General features: G+C 69.4%; 13 protein-coding genes. 9 read left to right on the forward strand and 4 right to left on the reverse strand.

Annotated features, from left to right (window positions below):
• The first annotated feature begins 72 nt into the window (after window positions 1–72).
• The 4 genes from dapA (at window position 73) to truA (ending at window position 3,453) form a co-directional block, all read left to right on the forward strand.
• Entirely contained in the window at window positions 73–945 is an 873-nt protein-coding gene (dapA, locus tag DTQ71_RS03990; RefSeq protein WP_109562968.1) for a 4-hydroxy-tetrahydrodipicolinate synthase, read from the forward strand.
• Between the two features lie 7 nt (window positions 946–952).
• Complete coding sequence (locus tag DTQ71_RS03995; protein WP_170125284.1) at window positions 953–2,128, forward strand: MFS transporter; 1,176 nt, start codon at window positions 953–955, stop codon at window positions 2,126–2,128.
• A gap of 9 nt (window positions 2,129–2,137) precedes the next feature.
• Window positions 2,138–2,614 carry an SsrA-binding protein SmpB gene (gene smpB, locus DTQ71_RS04000; RefSeq protein WP_109563139.1) on the forward strand — a complete coding sequence of 159 codons (477 nt, stop codon included), beginning with the start codon at window positions 2,138–2,140 and terminating at the stop codon, window positions 2,612–2,614.
• 65 nt (window positions 2,615–2,679) lie between these two features.
• Complete coding sequence (gene truA, locus DTQ71_RS04005; RefSeq protein ID WP_109562970.1) at window positions 2,680–3,453, forward strand: tRNA pseudouridine(38-40) synthase TruA; 774 nt, start codon at window positions 2,680–2,682, stop codon at window positions 3,451–3,453.
• On the opposite strand, the gene DTQ71_RS04010 is transcribed toward truA, so the two are convergent.
• Together DTQ71_RS04010 and DTQ71_RS04015 are read right to left on the reverse strand one after the other, a co-directional pair.
• Window positions 3,423–3,905 carry a MarR family winged helix-turn-helix transcriptional regulator gene (locus DTQ71_RS04010; RefSeq protein ID WP_245947180.1) on the reverse strand — a complete coding sequence of 161 codons (483 nt, stop codon included), beginning with the start codon at window positions 3,903–3,905 and terminating at the stop codon, window positions 3,423–3,425. The two genes, truA and DTQ71_RS04010, sit on opposite strands and share 31 nt — an antisense overlap.
• Window position 3,906: 1 nt before the next feature.
• Window positions 3,907–5,010 (reverse strand): nitroreductase family protein, encoded by a 1,104-nt coding sequence (locus tag DTQ71_RS04015; protein ID WP_109562971.1) that lies wholly within the window; start codon window positions 5,008–5,010, stop codon window positions 3,907–3,909.
• A gap of 135 nt (window positions 5,011–5,145) precedes the next feature.
• Here DTQ71_RS04015 and DTQ71_RS04020 point away from each other — a divergent pair, with 135 nt between their 5' ends.
• Window positions 5,146–6,327 carry an alpha-hydroxy acid oxidase gene (locus DTQ71_RS04020; RefSeq protein ID WP_109562972.1) on the forward strand — a complete coding sequence of 394 codons (1,182 nt, stop codon included), beginning with the start codon at window positions 5,146–5,148 and terminating at the stop codon, window positions 6,325–6,327.
• Here DTQ71_RS04020 and DTQ71_RS04025 read toward each other — a convergent pair.
• Window positions 6,290–7,438, reverse strand: coding sequence for an MFS transporter (locus tag DTQ71_RS04025; protein WP_109562973.1), 1,149 nt, complete (start codon window positions 7,436–7,438; stop codon window positions 6,290–6,292). The two genes, DTQ71_RS04020 and DTQ71_RS04025, sit on opposite strands and share 38 nt — an antisense overlap.
• Before the next feature lie 158 nt (window positions 7,439–7,596).
• Between DTQ71_RS04025 and DTQ71_RS04030 the strand changes: the two genes are divergently transcribed.
• The 3 genes from DTQ71_RS04030 (at window position 7,597) to DTQ71_RS04040 (ending at window position 10,512) form a co-directional block, all read left to right on the forward strand.
• Entirely contained in the window at window positions 7,597–7,809 is a 213-nt protein-coding gene (locus DTQ71_RS04030) for a RidA family protein (protein ID WP_109562974.1), read from the forward strand.
• 151 nt (window positions 7,810–7,960) lie between these two features.
• Window positions 7,961–9,361, forward strand: a complete 1,401-nt coding sequence (locus DTQ71_RS04035) for a YcjX family GTP-binding protein (RefSeq protein WP_109562975.1) — start codon at window positions 7,961–7,963, stop codon at window positions 9,359–9,361.
• A 74-nt stretch (window positions 9,362–9,435) separates the two neighbouring features.
• Window positions 9,436–10,512 (forward strand): YcjF family protein, encoded by a 1,077-nt coding sequence (locus tag DTQ71_RS04040; RefSeq protein WP_109562976.1) that lies wholly within the window; start codon window positions 9,436–9,438, stop codon window positions 10,510–10,512.
• Here the strand turns inward: DTQ71_RS04040 and DTQ71_RS23090 are convergent.
• On the reverse strand, window positions 10,466–10,993 hold the full coding sequence (locus tag DTQ71_RS23090) for a hypothetical protein (RefSeq protein ID WP_146204795.1): 528 nt from the start codon (window positions 10,991–10,993) through the stop codon (window positions 10,466–10,468). The genes DTQ71_RS04040 and DTQ71_RS23090 overlap by 47 nt on opposite strands.
• Window positions 10,994–13,224: 2,231 nt before the next feature.
• On the opposite strand from DTQ71_RS23090, the gene ileS reads away from it, so the two are divergent.
• Window positions 13,225–16,173, forward strand: coding sequence for an isoleucine--tRNA ligase (gene ileS, locus DTQ71_RS04055; protein WP_109562979.1), 2,949 nt, complete (start codon window positions 13,225–13,227; stop codon window positions 16,171–16,173).
• Window positions 16,174–16,193 lie beyond the last annotated feature (20 nt).

Here is a 16,193-nt window from a genome sequence, read left to right on the forward strand (position 1 = left end):
TCGCCTTGCCGCGCCTCTGGGCTGCGGCTAGGTGTCGCTCGAATTCCCCGCTCAAGATAGGAGGTCGCACCGATGTTCAAAGGCTCCATGGTTGCCCTGGTGACGCCCTTCAAGGGAAACGAGGTGGATTTCGACGCGCTGGACGCCCTGGTCGATTGGCAGATCGCCGAAGGCACGCAGGGTCTGGTCCCCGTCGGAACCACCGGCGAAAGCCCGACCCTGACCCACGAAGAGCACGACGCCGTCGTCGCCCGGGTCGTGCAGCGCGCGGCGGGCCGCGCCACCGTGATCGCGGGCGCCGGCTCCAACAACACGGCCGAGGCGCGCCGCCTGGTCGAGCACGCCAAGGTGGCAGGGGCCGACGCCGCCCTGGTGGTCACGCCCTACTACAACAAGCCGACCCAGGCGGGGCTGATCGCGCATTTCACCGCCATGGCCGAGGTCGGCCTGCCGATCGTGATCTACAACATTCCCGGCCGCTCGGTCGTGGACATGTCCCCGGAGACCATGGGGGAGCTGGCCAAGCTGCCCGAAATCGTCGGCGTCAAGGACGCGACCGGCGATCTGGCCCGCGTCAGCGCGCAGCGGATCACCTGCGGGCCTGACTTCGCCCAGCTTTCGGGGGAGGACGCGACCGCTCACGGGTTCAACGCCCAGGGCGGGGTGGGCTGCATCTCGGTCACCTGCAATGTCGCGCCGCGACTCTTGCGCGAGATGCACGATGCTTGCGCGGCCAACGACTACGCGACGGCGCTGGCCGTGCAGGACCGGCTGATGCCTCTGCATCAGGCGATCTTCGCCGAGCCCGGGCTGGTCGGCGCGAAATACGCGCTGTCCCTGCTAGGGCATTGCGCGGAGGATGTGCGCCTGCCGCTGGTGCCCGCGACGGACGGAACCAAGGCGCGAATCGCGGAGGCGATGCGCCATGCGGGTCTCTTGAATTGACCAGCGCGTGAGCGGCCTGCCGCGCGGGCTGCTCCCGGTCCTGGCGGGGGCGAACTTCGTCATCGGAGCCGGCGCGTTCCTGGTGATCGGCGCGCTTGCCCCGATCTCCCGCGATCTGGGCCTTACGCCGGCACAGGCCGGCTGGATCCTGACAACCTATGCGCTGGCCTATGCGGTGCTCTCGCCGCTCCTGGTGTCGCTGACCGGCGGGATCGGGCGGCGGCGGGTCATGACGCTGGGGATGGTGCTGTTCGGACTGGGGGCGCTGGGCTCGGCCCTCGCGCCGTCGGCCGGAGGGTTGCTGGCGGCCCGCGTGGTGGCGGCCGCCGGTGCCGGCCTGACGACCCCGGTCACGGCGGCCGTGGCGGCCCTCCTGTCCGCGCCCGAGATGCGGGGGAAGGTCTTGGCCTATGTCTTCATGGGCATCACACTGGCGGGGGTGATCGGCGTGCCCGGAGGCAGTTGGATCGCCTACACCTATGGTTGGCGGACGGCGTTCTGGGCGGTGGCCGTGCTCTCGGCGGTCTTCGCGGTCGTCTTGTGGCTGCGCGTGCCGGCCGGTTTGCGGTTTCAGCCGGTGCGGCTGCGGGATTTGGGCGGCGTTCTCGGCGATTGGAAGCTGATGCTGGCCATCGGCTTCACCGCCGTATTCCTCGCTGCGATCTACGTCCCCTTCACCTATCTCGCCCCGCTGCTGGAGGCGCGGATGGGCTTGGGCCGGGACGGCGTGACCGTTGCGCTGCTGATCGCGGGGCTGGGCGGGGTAGCGGGCAATCTCGTGGGGGGCTGGCTGTCGGACCGGCTCGGCCCCTATGCGACGCTGCTGTGGCTCTGTGGGGCCCAGGCGGCGCTGATGCCGCTGCTCTCGCTGCTGCCGATCCCCCTGGGCTTGGCGTTCCTGCTGCTGCTGGCGTGGAACGCCGCCGGGTTCGCCTTCAATTCCAGTCAGCAGATCCGCGTTGTGGTGCTGGCGGGGGCCCGGGCGCCGGTGGCGCTCGCCCTGAACGCGGCCTGCATCTATGTCGGCGCGGCGATCGGGTCGGCGCTTGGTGCGGGGGTGATCGATGGCTTCGGGCTGAGCGCCTTGGGCGTCGCGGGCGGGATCACGGTGCTGGCGGCCGTCGCCGCGCTGGTCCTGTCGCAACGGCTGACCCCCGTGGACAGGGGCGCGTCGGGCGCTTAGATGCGCGGGATGGCCAAGAAGGACGAAAACAAGAACTACAAGGTGATCGCCGAGAACCGGCGCGCACGCTTCGACTATGCCATCGAGGACGACCTGGAATGCGGGATCGTGCTGGAAGGCTCCGAGGTCAAGTCGCTGCGCGAGGGCGGGGCCAATGTCGCCGAGAGCTATGCCGAGGTGGCGGATGGCGAGCTATGGCTGGTCAATAGCTACATCGCGCCCTACGCTCAGGCCAAGACGTTCGGGCATGAGGAGAAGCGGCGGCGCAAGCTTCTGGTGTCCAAGCGGGAGCTGTCGAAGCTCTGGAACGCGACCGCGCGCGAGGGCTACACAATCGTCCCGCTGGTGCTCTACTTCAACCATCGCGGCGTGGCGAAGTTGAAGGTCGGGATCGCCAAGGGCAAGAAGGTGGCCGACAAGCGCGAGGCGACGGCCAAGCGCGACTGGCAGCGCCAGAAGGCCCGCCTGCTCAAGGAACACGGATGAGCCACGCGCCACGATCTCCCGAGATCGTGGCCGGCTTCTTCGACGAAGCCGGCGCGTGACCTGCGATGCCCCGCTACGCCCTCCGCGTCGAATATGACGGCCGCCCCTTCGCGGGCTGGCAGCGCCAGGACGGTCCCGCCTCCGTGCAGCAGACGCTGGAGGAAGCCTTGCGCGCCTTGGAGCCCGACATGCCCTCCGTCGCCGCGGCGGGCCGCACCGATGCCGGGGTGCATGCGACGGGGCAGGTGGCGCAGTGCGACATGGCCAAGGACTGGGATCCGTTCCGGCTGTCCGAAGCGGTCAACTGGCACTTGAAGCCCGCGCCGGTCGCCATCACGGCCTGCGCGCGGGTTGCTGACGACTGGCATGCCCGTTTTTCGGCCATCGAGCGGCGCTATACGTTCCGCATCGTCGCCCGCCGCGCCCCGCTGACGCTGCAGGCCGGGCAGGCGTGGCGGGTGATCGGGCCACTCGACGCCGACCTGATCCGCGAGGGCGCCCGGCATCTGATCGGTCGGCACGATTTCACGACCTTCCGGGCCTCCATCTGTCAGGCGAAATCGCCGGTGAAGACCCTGGACGAGATCACGGTGGAAGAGCGGCCCTATCCCGGCGGCCAGGAGATCCGTCTGCATCTGCGCGCGCGCAGCTTCCTGCACAATCAGGTCCGGTCCATCGCCGGCACGCTGGAGCGGGTGGGGGCCGGGGCCTGGCCGCCCGCGCGCGTCGCCGAGGCGCTCGCGGCCCGGGACCGCGCCGCTTGCGGCCCGGTCGCGCCGCCGGACGGGCTGTGCCTGACCGGCGTCGGCTATCCGGAAGATCCCTTCGGATCGCGATAGGCGTCGAGGAACACCCGCAATTCGGTCAACCGTTCCAGCAGGGCGGCGCGGTCTTCGGGCGTGGTCGCCGCGTTGACCTCGGCAAGGTCCGGCGCGAGCGCCGCGATGGCCTCCTTGCGAAAGGCGCGCCCGGCCTCGGTCAGCCAGACCGTCTTGGAGCGTCCGTCGGTCGGGTGCGGCTTCAGTACGACCCAGCCATGCTTGACCGCGCCCGAGATCGTATGGGTCATCGTGTTCTTGGGCACCTGGAACGCGCGGGCCAGGGCGAGCGGCGTCTGCCCGTCGCGGACGCGGGTCAGGTGGTTGACCAGCGAGAAATGCGGCACGCCCGCCCCGTCGGGCAGGCGGGCTTCGAACATCGTGCGGCTGAGCTGCGCGACGATCGCCACCTCGTTGAAGATGGCGAAGGTCTGGCGCAGCTCGGCCTCGCGGGAGGTCTGGTCGTCGGGCAAGTCAACTCCTCAGCCGGGTCTCGAGCGACCAGCGCGGGGTGCGGGCCGTGCGGGTTCCGTAGCCCAGCAGGCCCAGCATTTGAACCGTTCCGCCTTGGGGCGCGGCGAGGCGGTGGACCTCGGCGTAATAGGGCGCGACCTCGGGATATTCCTGCAAAGCCTGGCTCACGGGGCGCAGGGCCAGCCCGGCGCCGGTCGCGGCCAGGTTCAGTCGCAGCCAGCGGCGGCCCGCCTCGATCTGGTCGGCGCGGCCGTTGCCCTCGGTCACGATCGTGACCATGGCGGAGGCCGCGTAGATCGCTTCGATCGTCGCCTCGGTCGCCCCTTTCACGCCGGGATGGTCCACATCCATCGCGATCTCGCGCGAGAACAGGCCGGAGAGCTTGAGCGCGTCGAACATCGGGCCGCCCAGGTCGATGCCGTCCGGGTTCGCTTCGATCTCGGCGCGGCCGATGCGGAAGAGGTCGATACTTTCCTTATAGGCGTCGGGGGTGTTGATCTCAGTGACCCAGGCATCGGCGGCGGCATCGCGCAGGCCCTCCAGGACGGGGCCGTCGCGATGGATTGCCGCTATCGCGTCGAGCGCGGCGGCCTCGGGGCCAAGGGGGCGCGCCTCGAAGGCCTCCTTGTGCGACCGCCGTTCCAGCGCATGGGCAAAGAGGGGGTCGGGGGTGCCGCCGGGCGCGAGCGTCATCACCGCCACCGGGCCGTCCTCGCCTTCGGGGAACAGCATCGTCTCCGCGGCCAGCCATTCCTGCGCGGCGGCCATGCGGGTGAGTTCCAGAAAGCAGCCCATCCCGATGGTCAGTTGCCGGGCAAACGGATCGGTCACCGGCAGATCCCGCGCCGGATCGCGCCAGATGGCGATCATGTCCTCGCCTCTAAGTTCCGCTTCCCAAGGCTGCCGATTGTGGGGATTGGGCGCCAGCAGACCCCAGCTGAGCGCGCGCAGGCGCGGGTCGGCATAGGTGCCGGCCGCCTCCCAGGGCGCCAGGGCGGCATGTGGGGTGCGCGTGGTGAGAAAGGCGGCCGAGGCGGCGCTGGCGGCGAAGACCGTGCCGCCGCCAATCAGGGCGAGGGTCTTGCGGCGGGAGAGATCGGGCATGACAGGCTCCTAAAGTTCAATGTCGAACAATATGGTTCGATATAGAACCAAAGGCAAGAGCGAATGCGCCGCATTGCGCGAACGATGTGAATTGGTTAGGACTTCTTACCAATTCCAGCGACGCCGAGGACGCCCATGCCCGTCATCACCAATATCGACGATCTGCACGCCATTTACCGGCGCCGCGTGCCCAAGATGTTCTACGATTACTGCCAGTCGGGCAGCTGGACCGAGCAGACCTTCCGCGAGAACGAGACCGATTTCGACAAGATCCGTCTGCGCCAACGGGTCGCCGTCGACATGGAGGGACGCTCGCTCAAGACGACGATGGTGGGCCGCGAGGTCTCGATGCCGGTCGCTCTGGCCCCGGTCGGTCTGACCGGAATGCAGCACGCGGATGGAGAGATCCTGGCCGCCCAGGCCGCCGAGGATTTCGGCGTGCCCTTCACGCTCTCGACCATGTCGATCTGTTCCATCGAGGACGTCGCCCGCAAGACGCAGGCGCCGTTCTGGTTCCAGCTCTATGTGATGCGCGACGAGGAATTCGTCGACAACCTGATCGGCCGGGCCGAGGCGGCGGGCTGCGACACGCTGGTCATCACGCTCGACCTTCAGATCCTCGGCCAGCGCCACAAGGACCTGAAGAACGGTCTGTCGGCCCCACCCAAGCTGACCCCGGCGACCATCGCCAACCTCGCCACCAAGGTGAGCTGGGGGCTGGAGATGATGGGCACGCCGCGCCGCCAGTTCGGCAACATCGTGGGCCATGCCAAGGGCGTGACCGACACCTCATCGCTGTCGTCCTGGACGGCGGAGCAGTTCGACCCCCGGCTCGACTGGGGCAAGATCCGCAAGCTTCGGGACAAGTGGAAGGGCAAGGTCATCCTTAAGGGCATCCTCGACCCGGAGGATGCGCGTCAGGCGCTAGAAATGGGCGCGGACGCGATCGTCGTGTCGAACCATGGCGGGCGGCAGTTGGACGGGGCGCTCAGTTCCATTCGGATGCTGCCCGAGATCGTCGAGGCGGTGGGCGACAAGATCGAGATCCACATGGATGGCGGCATCCGCTCCGGCCAGGACGTACTCAAGGCCGTCGCGCTGGGCGCCCGCGCCACCTATATCGGGCGCGCCTTCATCTACGGCCTGGGCGCCATGGGCAAAAAGGGCGTCACCCACGCGTTGGAGGTCATCCGTAAGGAGCTGGACACCACCATGGCGCTGTGCGGCGAGAAGGACATCCACGATGTCGGGCCGCATGTCACCCTTGTGCCCAAGGGCTTTAGGGGCGAGTGGGAGCGACCTGCCTCGAATAGCTGAGCGGCCAGTTCACCGCCAGCAGCAGTGCTACGCCCGCGAAGGCCCAGCGGAGGCCGAACGCCTCCGCCCCCAGCCCCATCAGGGCGGGGGCCAGGAAGAACCCGGTGAAGCCGATGATGGCGACCCGCGCGATCACCGCCGTCCGCTTATGCGCGGGCGAGAGCCGCCCGGCCAGCGCCAGCCCCATCGGCCCGATCACCGAGACGCCCAGGCCCTGCAAGCCAAAGCCAAAATAGGCCCAGATCGGGCTGGGCGCCGCTGCCGCAATCAGCACGCCCGCCACCGCGAAGCCGGTCGCGATGCGTATCACCGTCAGTTCCGACAGCCGCGCCGCGACCGCCTGACCCGAGAACCGGCCCACCGCCATTGTGATGCCCAGCATCGCGGGCCCGAACGCGCCCTCCGCCGCGCCGCCGCCCAGGGTGCGCTCGATATGCAGGGCGGACCAAGCCTCGACCGTGGCCTCGCCCATGAAGGCGATGAGGACCATCGTGCCGCAAATCGCCACCAGCGGCAGCGGCAGCCGGACATCCCCCGTCTCGTGCTCCGGCGGCGGGGGCGCGACCTCGGTCTTTTGGAAGGGCACGGTCGCGAGGATCATCAGGCCCGTGACCGCAAAGATCGCCTCGGGGGCCAGTCCCGCTTCGCGCATCGCGCCCGTCACCAGAGCCGAAATCGCATAAGCCACAGAAAACATGGCGTGGTTGACGTTCATCAGGCTCAGCCCGGTGCGCGCCTCGACTTCCGAGACGCGGGCGTTCATCACGACGTCCAAGAGCCCGCTGAACCCGCCCAGCACCAGCAGCGACAGGAACAGCAGCGGCGCCGTCACCCCGGCCCAGCCCGGCAGCGTCGCCATCGCCGCCAGCAGCGCGGCGCCGAGGGGCAGGGCCCAGACCCCCATCGCCCGGTCGAAACGCGGCGCCGCGTAGAGCGTCGTCGTCAGACCCAGCGCCGTTCCCAACAGCAAGAGGCCGAAGATCGCGTCATCGACCCCGATCCGTGTCTTCAGCACCGGCGCCATGGCCGCGAAGCAGCCCCAGGTGAAGCCCACGGCCATGAAGGCGGCAACCGTCGCCCGGCTGACCATGAGGGCGGAGAGGATCGACATGCGGCGGGCTTTCCTGAGAGACCGGACCTGCGCCCCTCACCATGGCCCGCGGGAGGGGGCAAGACCCTCGCGATGCGCAGGCGGGATTGCGACGATCCCTCATTCTGTCCCGCGCCGTCATTCGCCGGCCCTTCGCCCCGGTCGCCGCCTGGTCATGAATGCCCGAAGACCCGCGCGACCGGTTCCGCAACGCTTTCGTCAAGATCCGGCTGGCGCTGCGCGAGGCGGGGGTGGATTTCGACGCTTTCGACGAGACCCGCCGCATCTCCCTGTCCGAGCCCTGGCCGGCCGGGACCGCGGTCGAGGTCGCGGGCCTCCGCAGTCAGGGCGCGGTGGCCGAAATCCGAGTGATCGCCGCGACCTGGGCCTGACCCGTCTCCCGGCGGATCGGCCCCGCATCACGGGTTTACCAATACTCAAATCCCGTATCGGCCCGGCCGCCCCGTGCCGCGCGGAGGCCCGCCCGGCTTCCCCTTTGCCGCTGGCTTTCCTATCTCCCGGGGAACGGAGACGGAGCGCGATATGGTGATCGGACGGGTGGCGGATGCGGTGACGCGCGGGATCGGGGACGTGACGGCGAGTGTGACCGACGTGTTCGACCCGACCGTGCGCCTGGGCGTCACCGGGCTCAGCCGGGCCGGCAAGACCGTGTTCATCACTTCGCTCGTCGCGAACCTGATGGACCGGGGCCGGATGTCGGCGTTCACCCCGTCTTCGCGGATCGAGACGGCGTTTCTTCAGCCGCAGCCCGACGACACCGTGCCACGCTTCGACTTCGAGCGGCACCTCGCCGCGCTCACCTCGCGGGAGCCGCGCTGGCCCGATGGCACCCGCGCCGTGTCGGAGTTGCGCCTGTCGCTCAAGATCCAGCCCCGGGGCCTGCTGGGCGGCATGCGCGGCGCCCGGGTCGTGCATCTCGATATCGTCGACTATCCGGGCGAGTGGCTTCTCGACCTCGGCCTGATCGGCAAGAGTTATTCGGACTGGTCCGAGCGCGCCCTGCGCCGCCTGCGCGAATGGGGCGCGACGAGCTATCTGGCCGAGATGGAGTCGGCCGACCCCACCGCCCGGCTGTCTGAGCCGCAGGCCCAGGCCCTCGCCGCCGCCTATACCGCCGCTCTGCGGGAGGCGCGGGCGGCGGGCGCCTACGACCTGACGCCGGGGCGGTTCCTGCTGCCTGGCGATCTGGAGGGCTCGCCCGTCCTGACCTTCGCGCCGCTGCCACCCGGAGAGACGCCGCGTGGCTCGCTGCGGCGGGAGATGGAACGGCGCTTCGAGGCTTATAAATCCAAGGTCGTGCTGCCCTTCTTTCGGGAGCACTTCTCTCGCCTCGACCGTCAGGTCGTGCTGCTCGACGTGCTGGGCGCGATCCGCCGGGGACCTCGCGCGGTCGAGGAAATGCGCGCCGCCATCGCCGACATCCTGGAGGCGTTCAAGCCCGGCGCGCTGAACTGGCTGTTGGGCCTGCTGGGCGCCAAGCGGGTCGACCGCGTCCTCTTCGCCGCGACCAAGGCCGACCATCTGCACCACACCCAGCACGCCCGCCTGACCGACATCCTGGACGCGATGGTGTCCGATGCCCGCCGCCGCGCCGATTTCGCGGGGGCGCGGACCGAGGTGCTGGCGCTGGCCGCGCTGCGGGCCACGGTCGAGGAGACGCGGGTACACAACGGCGAGACGCTGCCCGTCGTGCGCGGTCGCCTGCTGGAGACCGGCCGCGAGGCGGCGCTCTATCCCGGTGAACTGCCGCCTGACGCCTCCCATATCCTGACCCCCGCGCTGGAGGGGGCGGAGGAATGGCTGGGCGCCGATTACGACATCATGGATTTCGCCCCCGCGCCCCTGACCCTGCGCCCGAACGAGGGGCCGCCCTTCATCCGCCTGGACCGTGCCGCCGAGTTCCTGCTGGCCGACAGGCTCTGAGCGCGGGGGGCACAGTCCGCGATTGTAACCGACCACGCCGATCATACCTAAGCGGAGGCTTCACGGAGGCGCGCATGGCGACAGACCCGAAGAACACCAAGCGCCGGGCCGGCGTCCTGTTCGAGATCGAGGAGACGCCCGCCTCCAAGCGCGCGGCCCGCGCCACGGAGTTGCCGCCCGAGCGCGAGCCCGGCCCGGGTCCGTTCGACCCGGCCTCCGCCCCGCCCGTCCCAGATGACGAAGTTGCGCCGAGCCCCTCGGGGCGCGCCATGCAGACCGTCGCGCTGCTCGCCGCGCGCAAGGAGCGCTCACTGGCCAAATGGGTCTGGTCGACGTTGGGCGCCGTCCTGACCTTCGTCCTCTCGATCGCGGCCTGGGAATTCGTGACGGGGCTTTTGGCCTCCAACCCGATCCTCGGCTGGATCGCGACCCTGCTCTTCGCGGCTTTCCTCGTCGCTTGCGGCGCGGTGATCCTGCGGGAACTCAGCGCGCTGTCCCGGCTCGACCGGATCGACGGCATAAGGCGTGAGGCCGCAGCCGTCACCGACCTCACCTCCGCGCGCAAGCTGTCGGACCGGCTGGTGAGCTTCTACGCGGGCCGCCCCGACACGCGCTGGGGCCGCGAGGCGCTGGAGGGCCGCCGCGACGAGATCCGCGACGCGCCCGCCCTGATCGCCGAGATCGAGCGGGACCTGCTGGCCCCGCTCGACGCCGCCGCCGCCAAGGAGGTCGAGGCCGCCGCCCGCCAAGTGGCCCTGGTCACGGCGGTGGTCCCGCTGGCGATGGCTGATGTCGTGGCCGCACTCACGTCCAACCTGCGCATGATCCGGCGGATCGCGCTGATCTACGGGGGCAGGGGCGGCACGCTGGGATCGTGGCGGCTGGCGCGGACCGTGCTGACGCATCTGGCGGCGACCGGCGCGGTGGCGGTCGGGGACGACCTCATCCACTCGGTCGCGGGCGGCGGCGTGCTGGCCCGTGTCTCCCGCCGCTTCGGCGAGGGGCTGGTCAACGGCGCACTGACCGCGCGCGTGGGGCTCGCCGCGATGGAGGTCTGCCGCCCGCTCCCCTTCACCCATGCGCACCCGCCGCGCATCACCGAGCTTATCCGCCGTTCGCTGACCGGCCTCTTTGACCGGAAGGACACCTGATCGAAAGCCGTGCCGCCGGGCTGCGCATCATGGCGTGCAGCCCGCTCTCCGAGGCCCCTGTCGCGTGCATCCGCAAAATCGGGTGCGAGGAAGACGCGCAGCCATGCGAGAGGCCGATGGCGCTCGGCCCTCCGATGGACCATTTCATCTGGATGGGCGGCTTCATCTGAGTGCTGGAGAGCGAACTCGAGGCGGTCGATCCGGTCACCGTCGGCCGCTGTGGCGACGGCGCCAGGTTGGGGGCGAGGCCATTCCCCGGCGAGATCGCCTTTCCAACCGGGGTCGCGTCGCTGCCGCCGATCCGCATGCTTCGGCCTTCCGGCTTTTGGTGGGTGTGGGCGGGCCGCCGCTCCGGCTGATGCAGTAGATACTCGACATCGTCGATCGGGGCGAAGCGGGCGAGGTCGCGGTGCTCTGCGCGCGCGATCTGGAGTTCGACGCCGACGAGACTCACGACCTGCGGAGCCTGGGGGCGGTCCATGCGGGGGCTGAGGGACTCTCGGCCCGAGCGGTCGAGGAGGCGACCATCGGCGGGCAGGCAGGCGCGACCAGTTGGGTCGAGACCGAAAAGGGGCTTTCCGAACGGCAGGTCGGGCACCGATCCACGCGAGTGGGGCGAGGTTCAGGCGACGAAGTTTGGCGCGGGTCTCGCCGCACCGCGCGGGGCCCACCGGGAACGCCAGGCGCGACGACGGCCGCTTTCGCGTCACGCTCGACGACGGGACCGAGACTTGTGCCCGCGCGCGTCATCGTCACTGGCGCGCAATGCTGTCGCCTGTGGCTTGACCGGCCGGAGCGGTTGGAGGGTGCCGGCATTTCCCGTGCCGCGACCGAGATGGAGGCGCGGATCTGCCGGAACAGGGATGTCCCGATCATCGGGGGCGGCAACTCGGCGGGGCAGGCGGCGATGCTCCTGTCATGCCACGCGCGATGCGTGCACCTGCTGGTAAACGGAGGCAGCCTGGCGGCGTCCATCTCTTCCCATTTGCCCTCGCGGCTGGACGCCGATCCAGCCATCCGCATCCGCTGCCACACGGGGCTGCCACGCTGCATGGGGACGCGCATCCGGAGGCGGTCACGCTCAGGGGCGACGGGGTCGTGCCGGGGGGGGCGACCGGACGGAAGCCCGCGGCTTGTTCGTCATGGTTGGTGCCGCGTCGAATATCGGATGGCTCGGCGGGGCGGTGGCGTGCGGCGGGAGCGGCTATCAGGCGAAGCGGGACGCGGTGGGGCAAGGCGCCCCTATGCCACCTCCACGGAGGGCATTTTCGCCGGGGGCGATGTGCGGGCGGACTCGGTGACGCCGGTCGCCAGCGCGGTGAGCGAAGGCCCCGTCGTCAACTCCAAGGCTTGGGAGCACGTCTCGCGGCAGCGAGATGCGGCGGGCTTGGTCGCCCGATCGTGCGCCCAGAGCGGTCGCCCCCCTCCCGCATGCGCGCCGGAGGCGTTCACCAGCCGCGCAGCGCCCGGACCCCATCGTCCGGGCGCGCGTGGTCTGGTCAGTCTGTGCGAATCCGCTTTTGCCGTGGCGACGGCAGCAAGGCGGGGAAAAGCGCGATGATGGTTGTGCCGAACAAGGCGAGAGCAACGGTCGTAGCCATTTTTCTGCTCCTCCGATTGTCCTTGGATGCTGGCACCGGAAGGTGAAGTTTCCGTCAAGGGATCCGATCGGGAACGGGACGGCCCTGCCAAGTCAGGCCCTGGGGCGTTGTCATCGGGTCTGCCTGTCGCCCAGCGCTCTCACGTCGCAACGCGCAATGGACCGGTGGCCACCATCGGTCCGCCGACCAGGGCGGACCAGGGGCGAGCAGCAGCGTAAGGAGCTTGCTATCGGCCTGGTATAGGGGGTCTGAACGCGCGCCCCATCGCCGAGTGGGCTGCGACATGGGCCCGGCGCGGTCCACAGCCGCCTCCGCCAGCCACCGGTCCTGGAGCGCCAGCCGCGGGGTCGGTGCATCTGGCAGAGCCATGTTCGCGCCCTGGTCCAGCTGCGGCGAAGTTCGGGGCCACGCGTGGCCCATATGCACGATGCCTTCGGCCAAGGGGCGCCGCAGCGGCCCGTTCGACTGACGCGCCATCCTCATCTGGCCATGCGCCGTGATCCCCTGCCAGGGAGGGCGCGACCGCGGGGCCAGAGCCCTTCGGCCGCGGCCTTCCACTCCGCCAGAGGGCGTGTGCCGCGCGTGCCCCTGGGTAGAAACCAGAACAGCGCCGCCGGTCGTCCCATGGGCCGCACGCCGGGGATTCGGCCCCCGCGTATCCACGATCAGATCGAACGGCTCGGGTGCCCCGGTCTCGGTGGGCAGCCGCCCTCAGCCGGAAGACGGTTCTGGCCCGCGTGGCTGCCGCCATACGGGGGGGGCAAGCCGCCGCGGCCTTGGCCCTCGGGGCCAAGGCTCACGTCCAGCCCGCCGCGCGCCTCGTGCTCGCACAGACGCGTGGTGCCGGGGCCCTTGGGCTGGGGCTCCGTCCGCAGCCGGTCGAGCCCCGCCAGCCCCACCCGCCGATCCCCGCACCGGCAATTCCGATCCTGGCCACGCGGCTCCTCCTTGCCGTTCCCACCAGGGCCTGACTATAAGGCGCGCGATGATGGGACGAGCGGTCATATCGACGCGAATTATCCCCCCGGCGCCCTGAGATCGGGGCGGCCGGGCAAAGGTGCCGCGAGACGCGCACCGCCATTCCCCAGTGCATTCCGAAGGACCGCCCGAGATGACCTCCGAGGCCCCCGACTACAAGTCGACCCTGAACCTGCCCAAGACCGATTTCCCCATGCGCGCGGGGCTCCCCAAACGCGAGCCCGGATGGCTGGAGCGATGGGAGAAGATCGGCGTCTACGACCGTCTGCGCGAAAAGGAGGGGCGGGAGCCCTTTACCCTCCATGACGGCCCCCCCTATGCCAATGGCAACCTCCATATCGGCCACGCGCTCAACAAGACGCTGAAAGATATGGTGGTGCGGTCGCGCCAGATGATGGGCTTCGATGCGCGCTATGTCCCCGGCTGGGACTGTCATGGCCTGCCGATCGAGTGGAAGATCGAGGAAAAGTACCGCAAGAAGGGCCGCGACAAGGACGCGGTCGACGTCGTCGAATTCCGCCAGGAATGCCGTGAGTTCGCCGCCGGCTGGGTCGACGTGCAGCGCGAGGAGTTCAAGCGCCTGGGCGTGACGGGCAACTGGGCCGACCCCTACCTGACCATGGCCCACCACGCCGAGGCCGTGATCGCGGCGGAGTTCCAGACCTTCCTGATGAACGGGCTGGTCTATCAGGGCTCCAAGCCGGTGATGTGGTCGCCGGTGGAGAAGACCGCGCTGGCCGAGGCCGAGGTCGAGTATCACGACCGGCAGACGGACGCGATCTGGGTGGCGTTCCCGGTCTCGACAAAAATGGACGTGAAGATCGATGGTCTGCGAATCGACGGATATTCGCATATGGAACTTGGCGACCTCGCTGGTGCTCAGGTCGTCGCCTGGACCACGACCCCCTGGACCATCCCGCAGAACCGCGCGATCTGCTTCGGGCCGGGCATCGAATACGGCCTCTATGAGGTCATCGACACGCCCGAAGAATGCTGGGCCCAAAAGGGCGACCGCTATCTCATCGCCGACGCCCTCGCGTCCCAGGCGATGAAAGCCGCCAGGCTTGAAGAGCACATGTATCGCCGTCTCCGCGACGTCAGCGCCGACGATCTTGCCGCGCTGACCTGCGCCCACCCCCTGCGTGGGGCCGAGGGCGCAAACGGCGAGTGGGACTACGACGTGCCCCTCTTCCCCGGCGACCACGTCACCGATGACGCGGGCACGGGCTTCGTCCACACCGCGCCCAGCCATGGCGACGACGACTACCAGATCGGGCTCAAGCACGGCCTCGCGATGACCCATAACGTCGAGGCCGACGGCTCCTTCCGCGCCGACCTGCCGCTCTTCGGCGGGCAATACATCCTGTCTCGCGACGGCAAGAAGCCCGGCGGCGCCAACAAGGCGGTGATCGACGCGCTGGTCGCGGCGGGCACGCTGCTGGCCCGCGCCCGCATCACCATCTCCGACGCCCATTCCTGGCGCTCCAAGGCGCCGGTCATCCGCCTCAACCGTCCGCAATGGTTCGCCGCCATCGACAAGCCGGTGGGAGATGGCCAGGACACCTATGGCGAGACGGTCCGCACCCGCGCCCTGACCTCGATCGACACGCTGGTGGAGTGGACGCCCAAGACCGGCCGCAACCGCCTCTATTCGATGATCGAGAACCGCCCCGACTGGGTGCTCTCGCGCCAGCGCGCCTGGGGCGTGCCGCTCACCTGCTTCACCAAGAAGGGCGCCAAGCCGGACGACCCGGACTTCCTGCTGAAGGACCCGGCCGTCAACGCCCGTATCATCGAGGCCTTCGAGGAAGAGGGCGCAGATGCCTGGTACAAGCCGGGCGCAAAGGAACGGTTCCTGGCGGACGACCACGACCCCGAGGCCTACGATCAGGTCATGGACATCCTCGACGTCTGGTTCGACTCAGGCTCGACCCATGCCTTCGTCCTGCGCGACCGCCCGGACGGCACCAAGGATGGCATCGCCGATGTCTATCTGGAGGGCACGGACCAGCATCGCGGCTGGTTCCATTCCTCGATGCTCCAGGGCTGCGGGACCCTGGGCCGCGCGCCCTACCGCGCCGTCGTCACCCACGGCTTCACGATGGACGAGAAGGGCATGAAGATGTCCAAGTCCATCGGCAACACCATCGCGCCCCAGGACATCGTCGACCAATATGGCGCCGACATCTTGCGGCTCTGGGTGGCGCAGGTCGACTATACCGCCGACCACCGCATCGGGCCCGAGATTCTGAAGGGCGTGGCCGACGGCTATCGCCGCCTGCGCAACACGCTGCGCTTCATGCTGGGCTCGCTCTCGGACTGGACCCCGGCGGACGAGGCCGACCCGCTGGAGATGCCGGAGCTGGAGCGCTGGGTCCTCCACCGCCTGTCGGAACTCGACGACCAGGTGCGCGACGCCTATCGCCGCTACGACTTCGCCGAGGTCCATCAGTTGATCTTCCAATTCGCGACCGTGGACCTGTCGGCTTTCTACTTCGACATCCGCAAGGACGCGCTCTATTGCGACGGCAACACCCTGCGCCGCCGCTCGGCGCGGACCGTGTTGCGGATCCTGCACGAGCGGCTGACGACCTGGCTGGCTCCGATCCTGCCCTTCACCATGGAGGAGGTCTGGCTGGAGGTGCATCCGGGCGAGGACTCCTCGGTCCATCTCCAGGACTTCCCCGCTCCGAACCCCGGCTGGAGAGACGACGCGCTCGCTCAGAAATGGGCCAAGATCCGCCGCGTCCGCCGCGCCGTGACCGGCGCTTTGGAGGTCGCGCGCCGCGACAAGGTGATCGGCTCCTCGCTGGAGGCCGCGCCCGTGGTCCATGTCGATGCGCCGACCGCGGAGATCCTGCGGGACGCCCATTTCGACGACATCTGCATCACCTCCGACATCGTGGTCACGACCGACCCGGCCCCCGACGGCGCCTTCCGCCCCGAGGGCGAGGAGGGCGTCGCCGTCGTCTTCGCCCATGCCGAGGGCGGCAAGTGTCAGCGCTGCTGGAAGGTGCTCCCGGATGTGGGCCATCACGGCCATGACGGCGTCTGCGGGCGCTGCGACGCCGCCCTCTCCTGAGAGCGGGTATGGCTGGCCTA

It is taken from the genome of Jannaschia seohaensis (assembly GCF_900116765.1).
GTDB lineage: Bacteria > Pseudomonadota > Alphaproteobacteria > Rhodobacterales > Rhodobacteraceae > Jannaschia > Jannaschia seohaensis.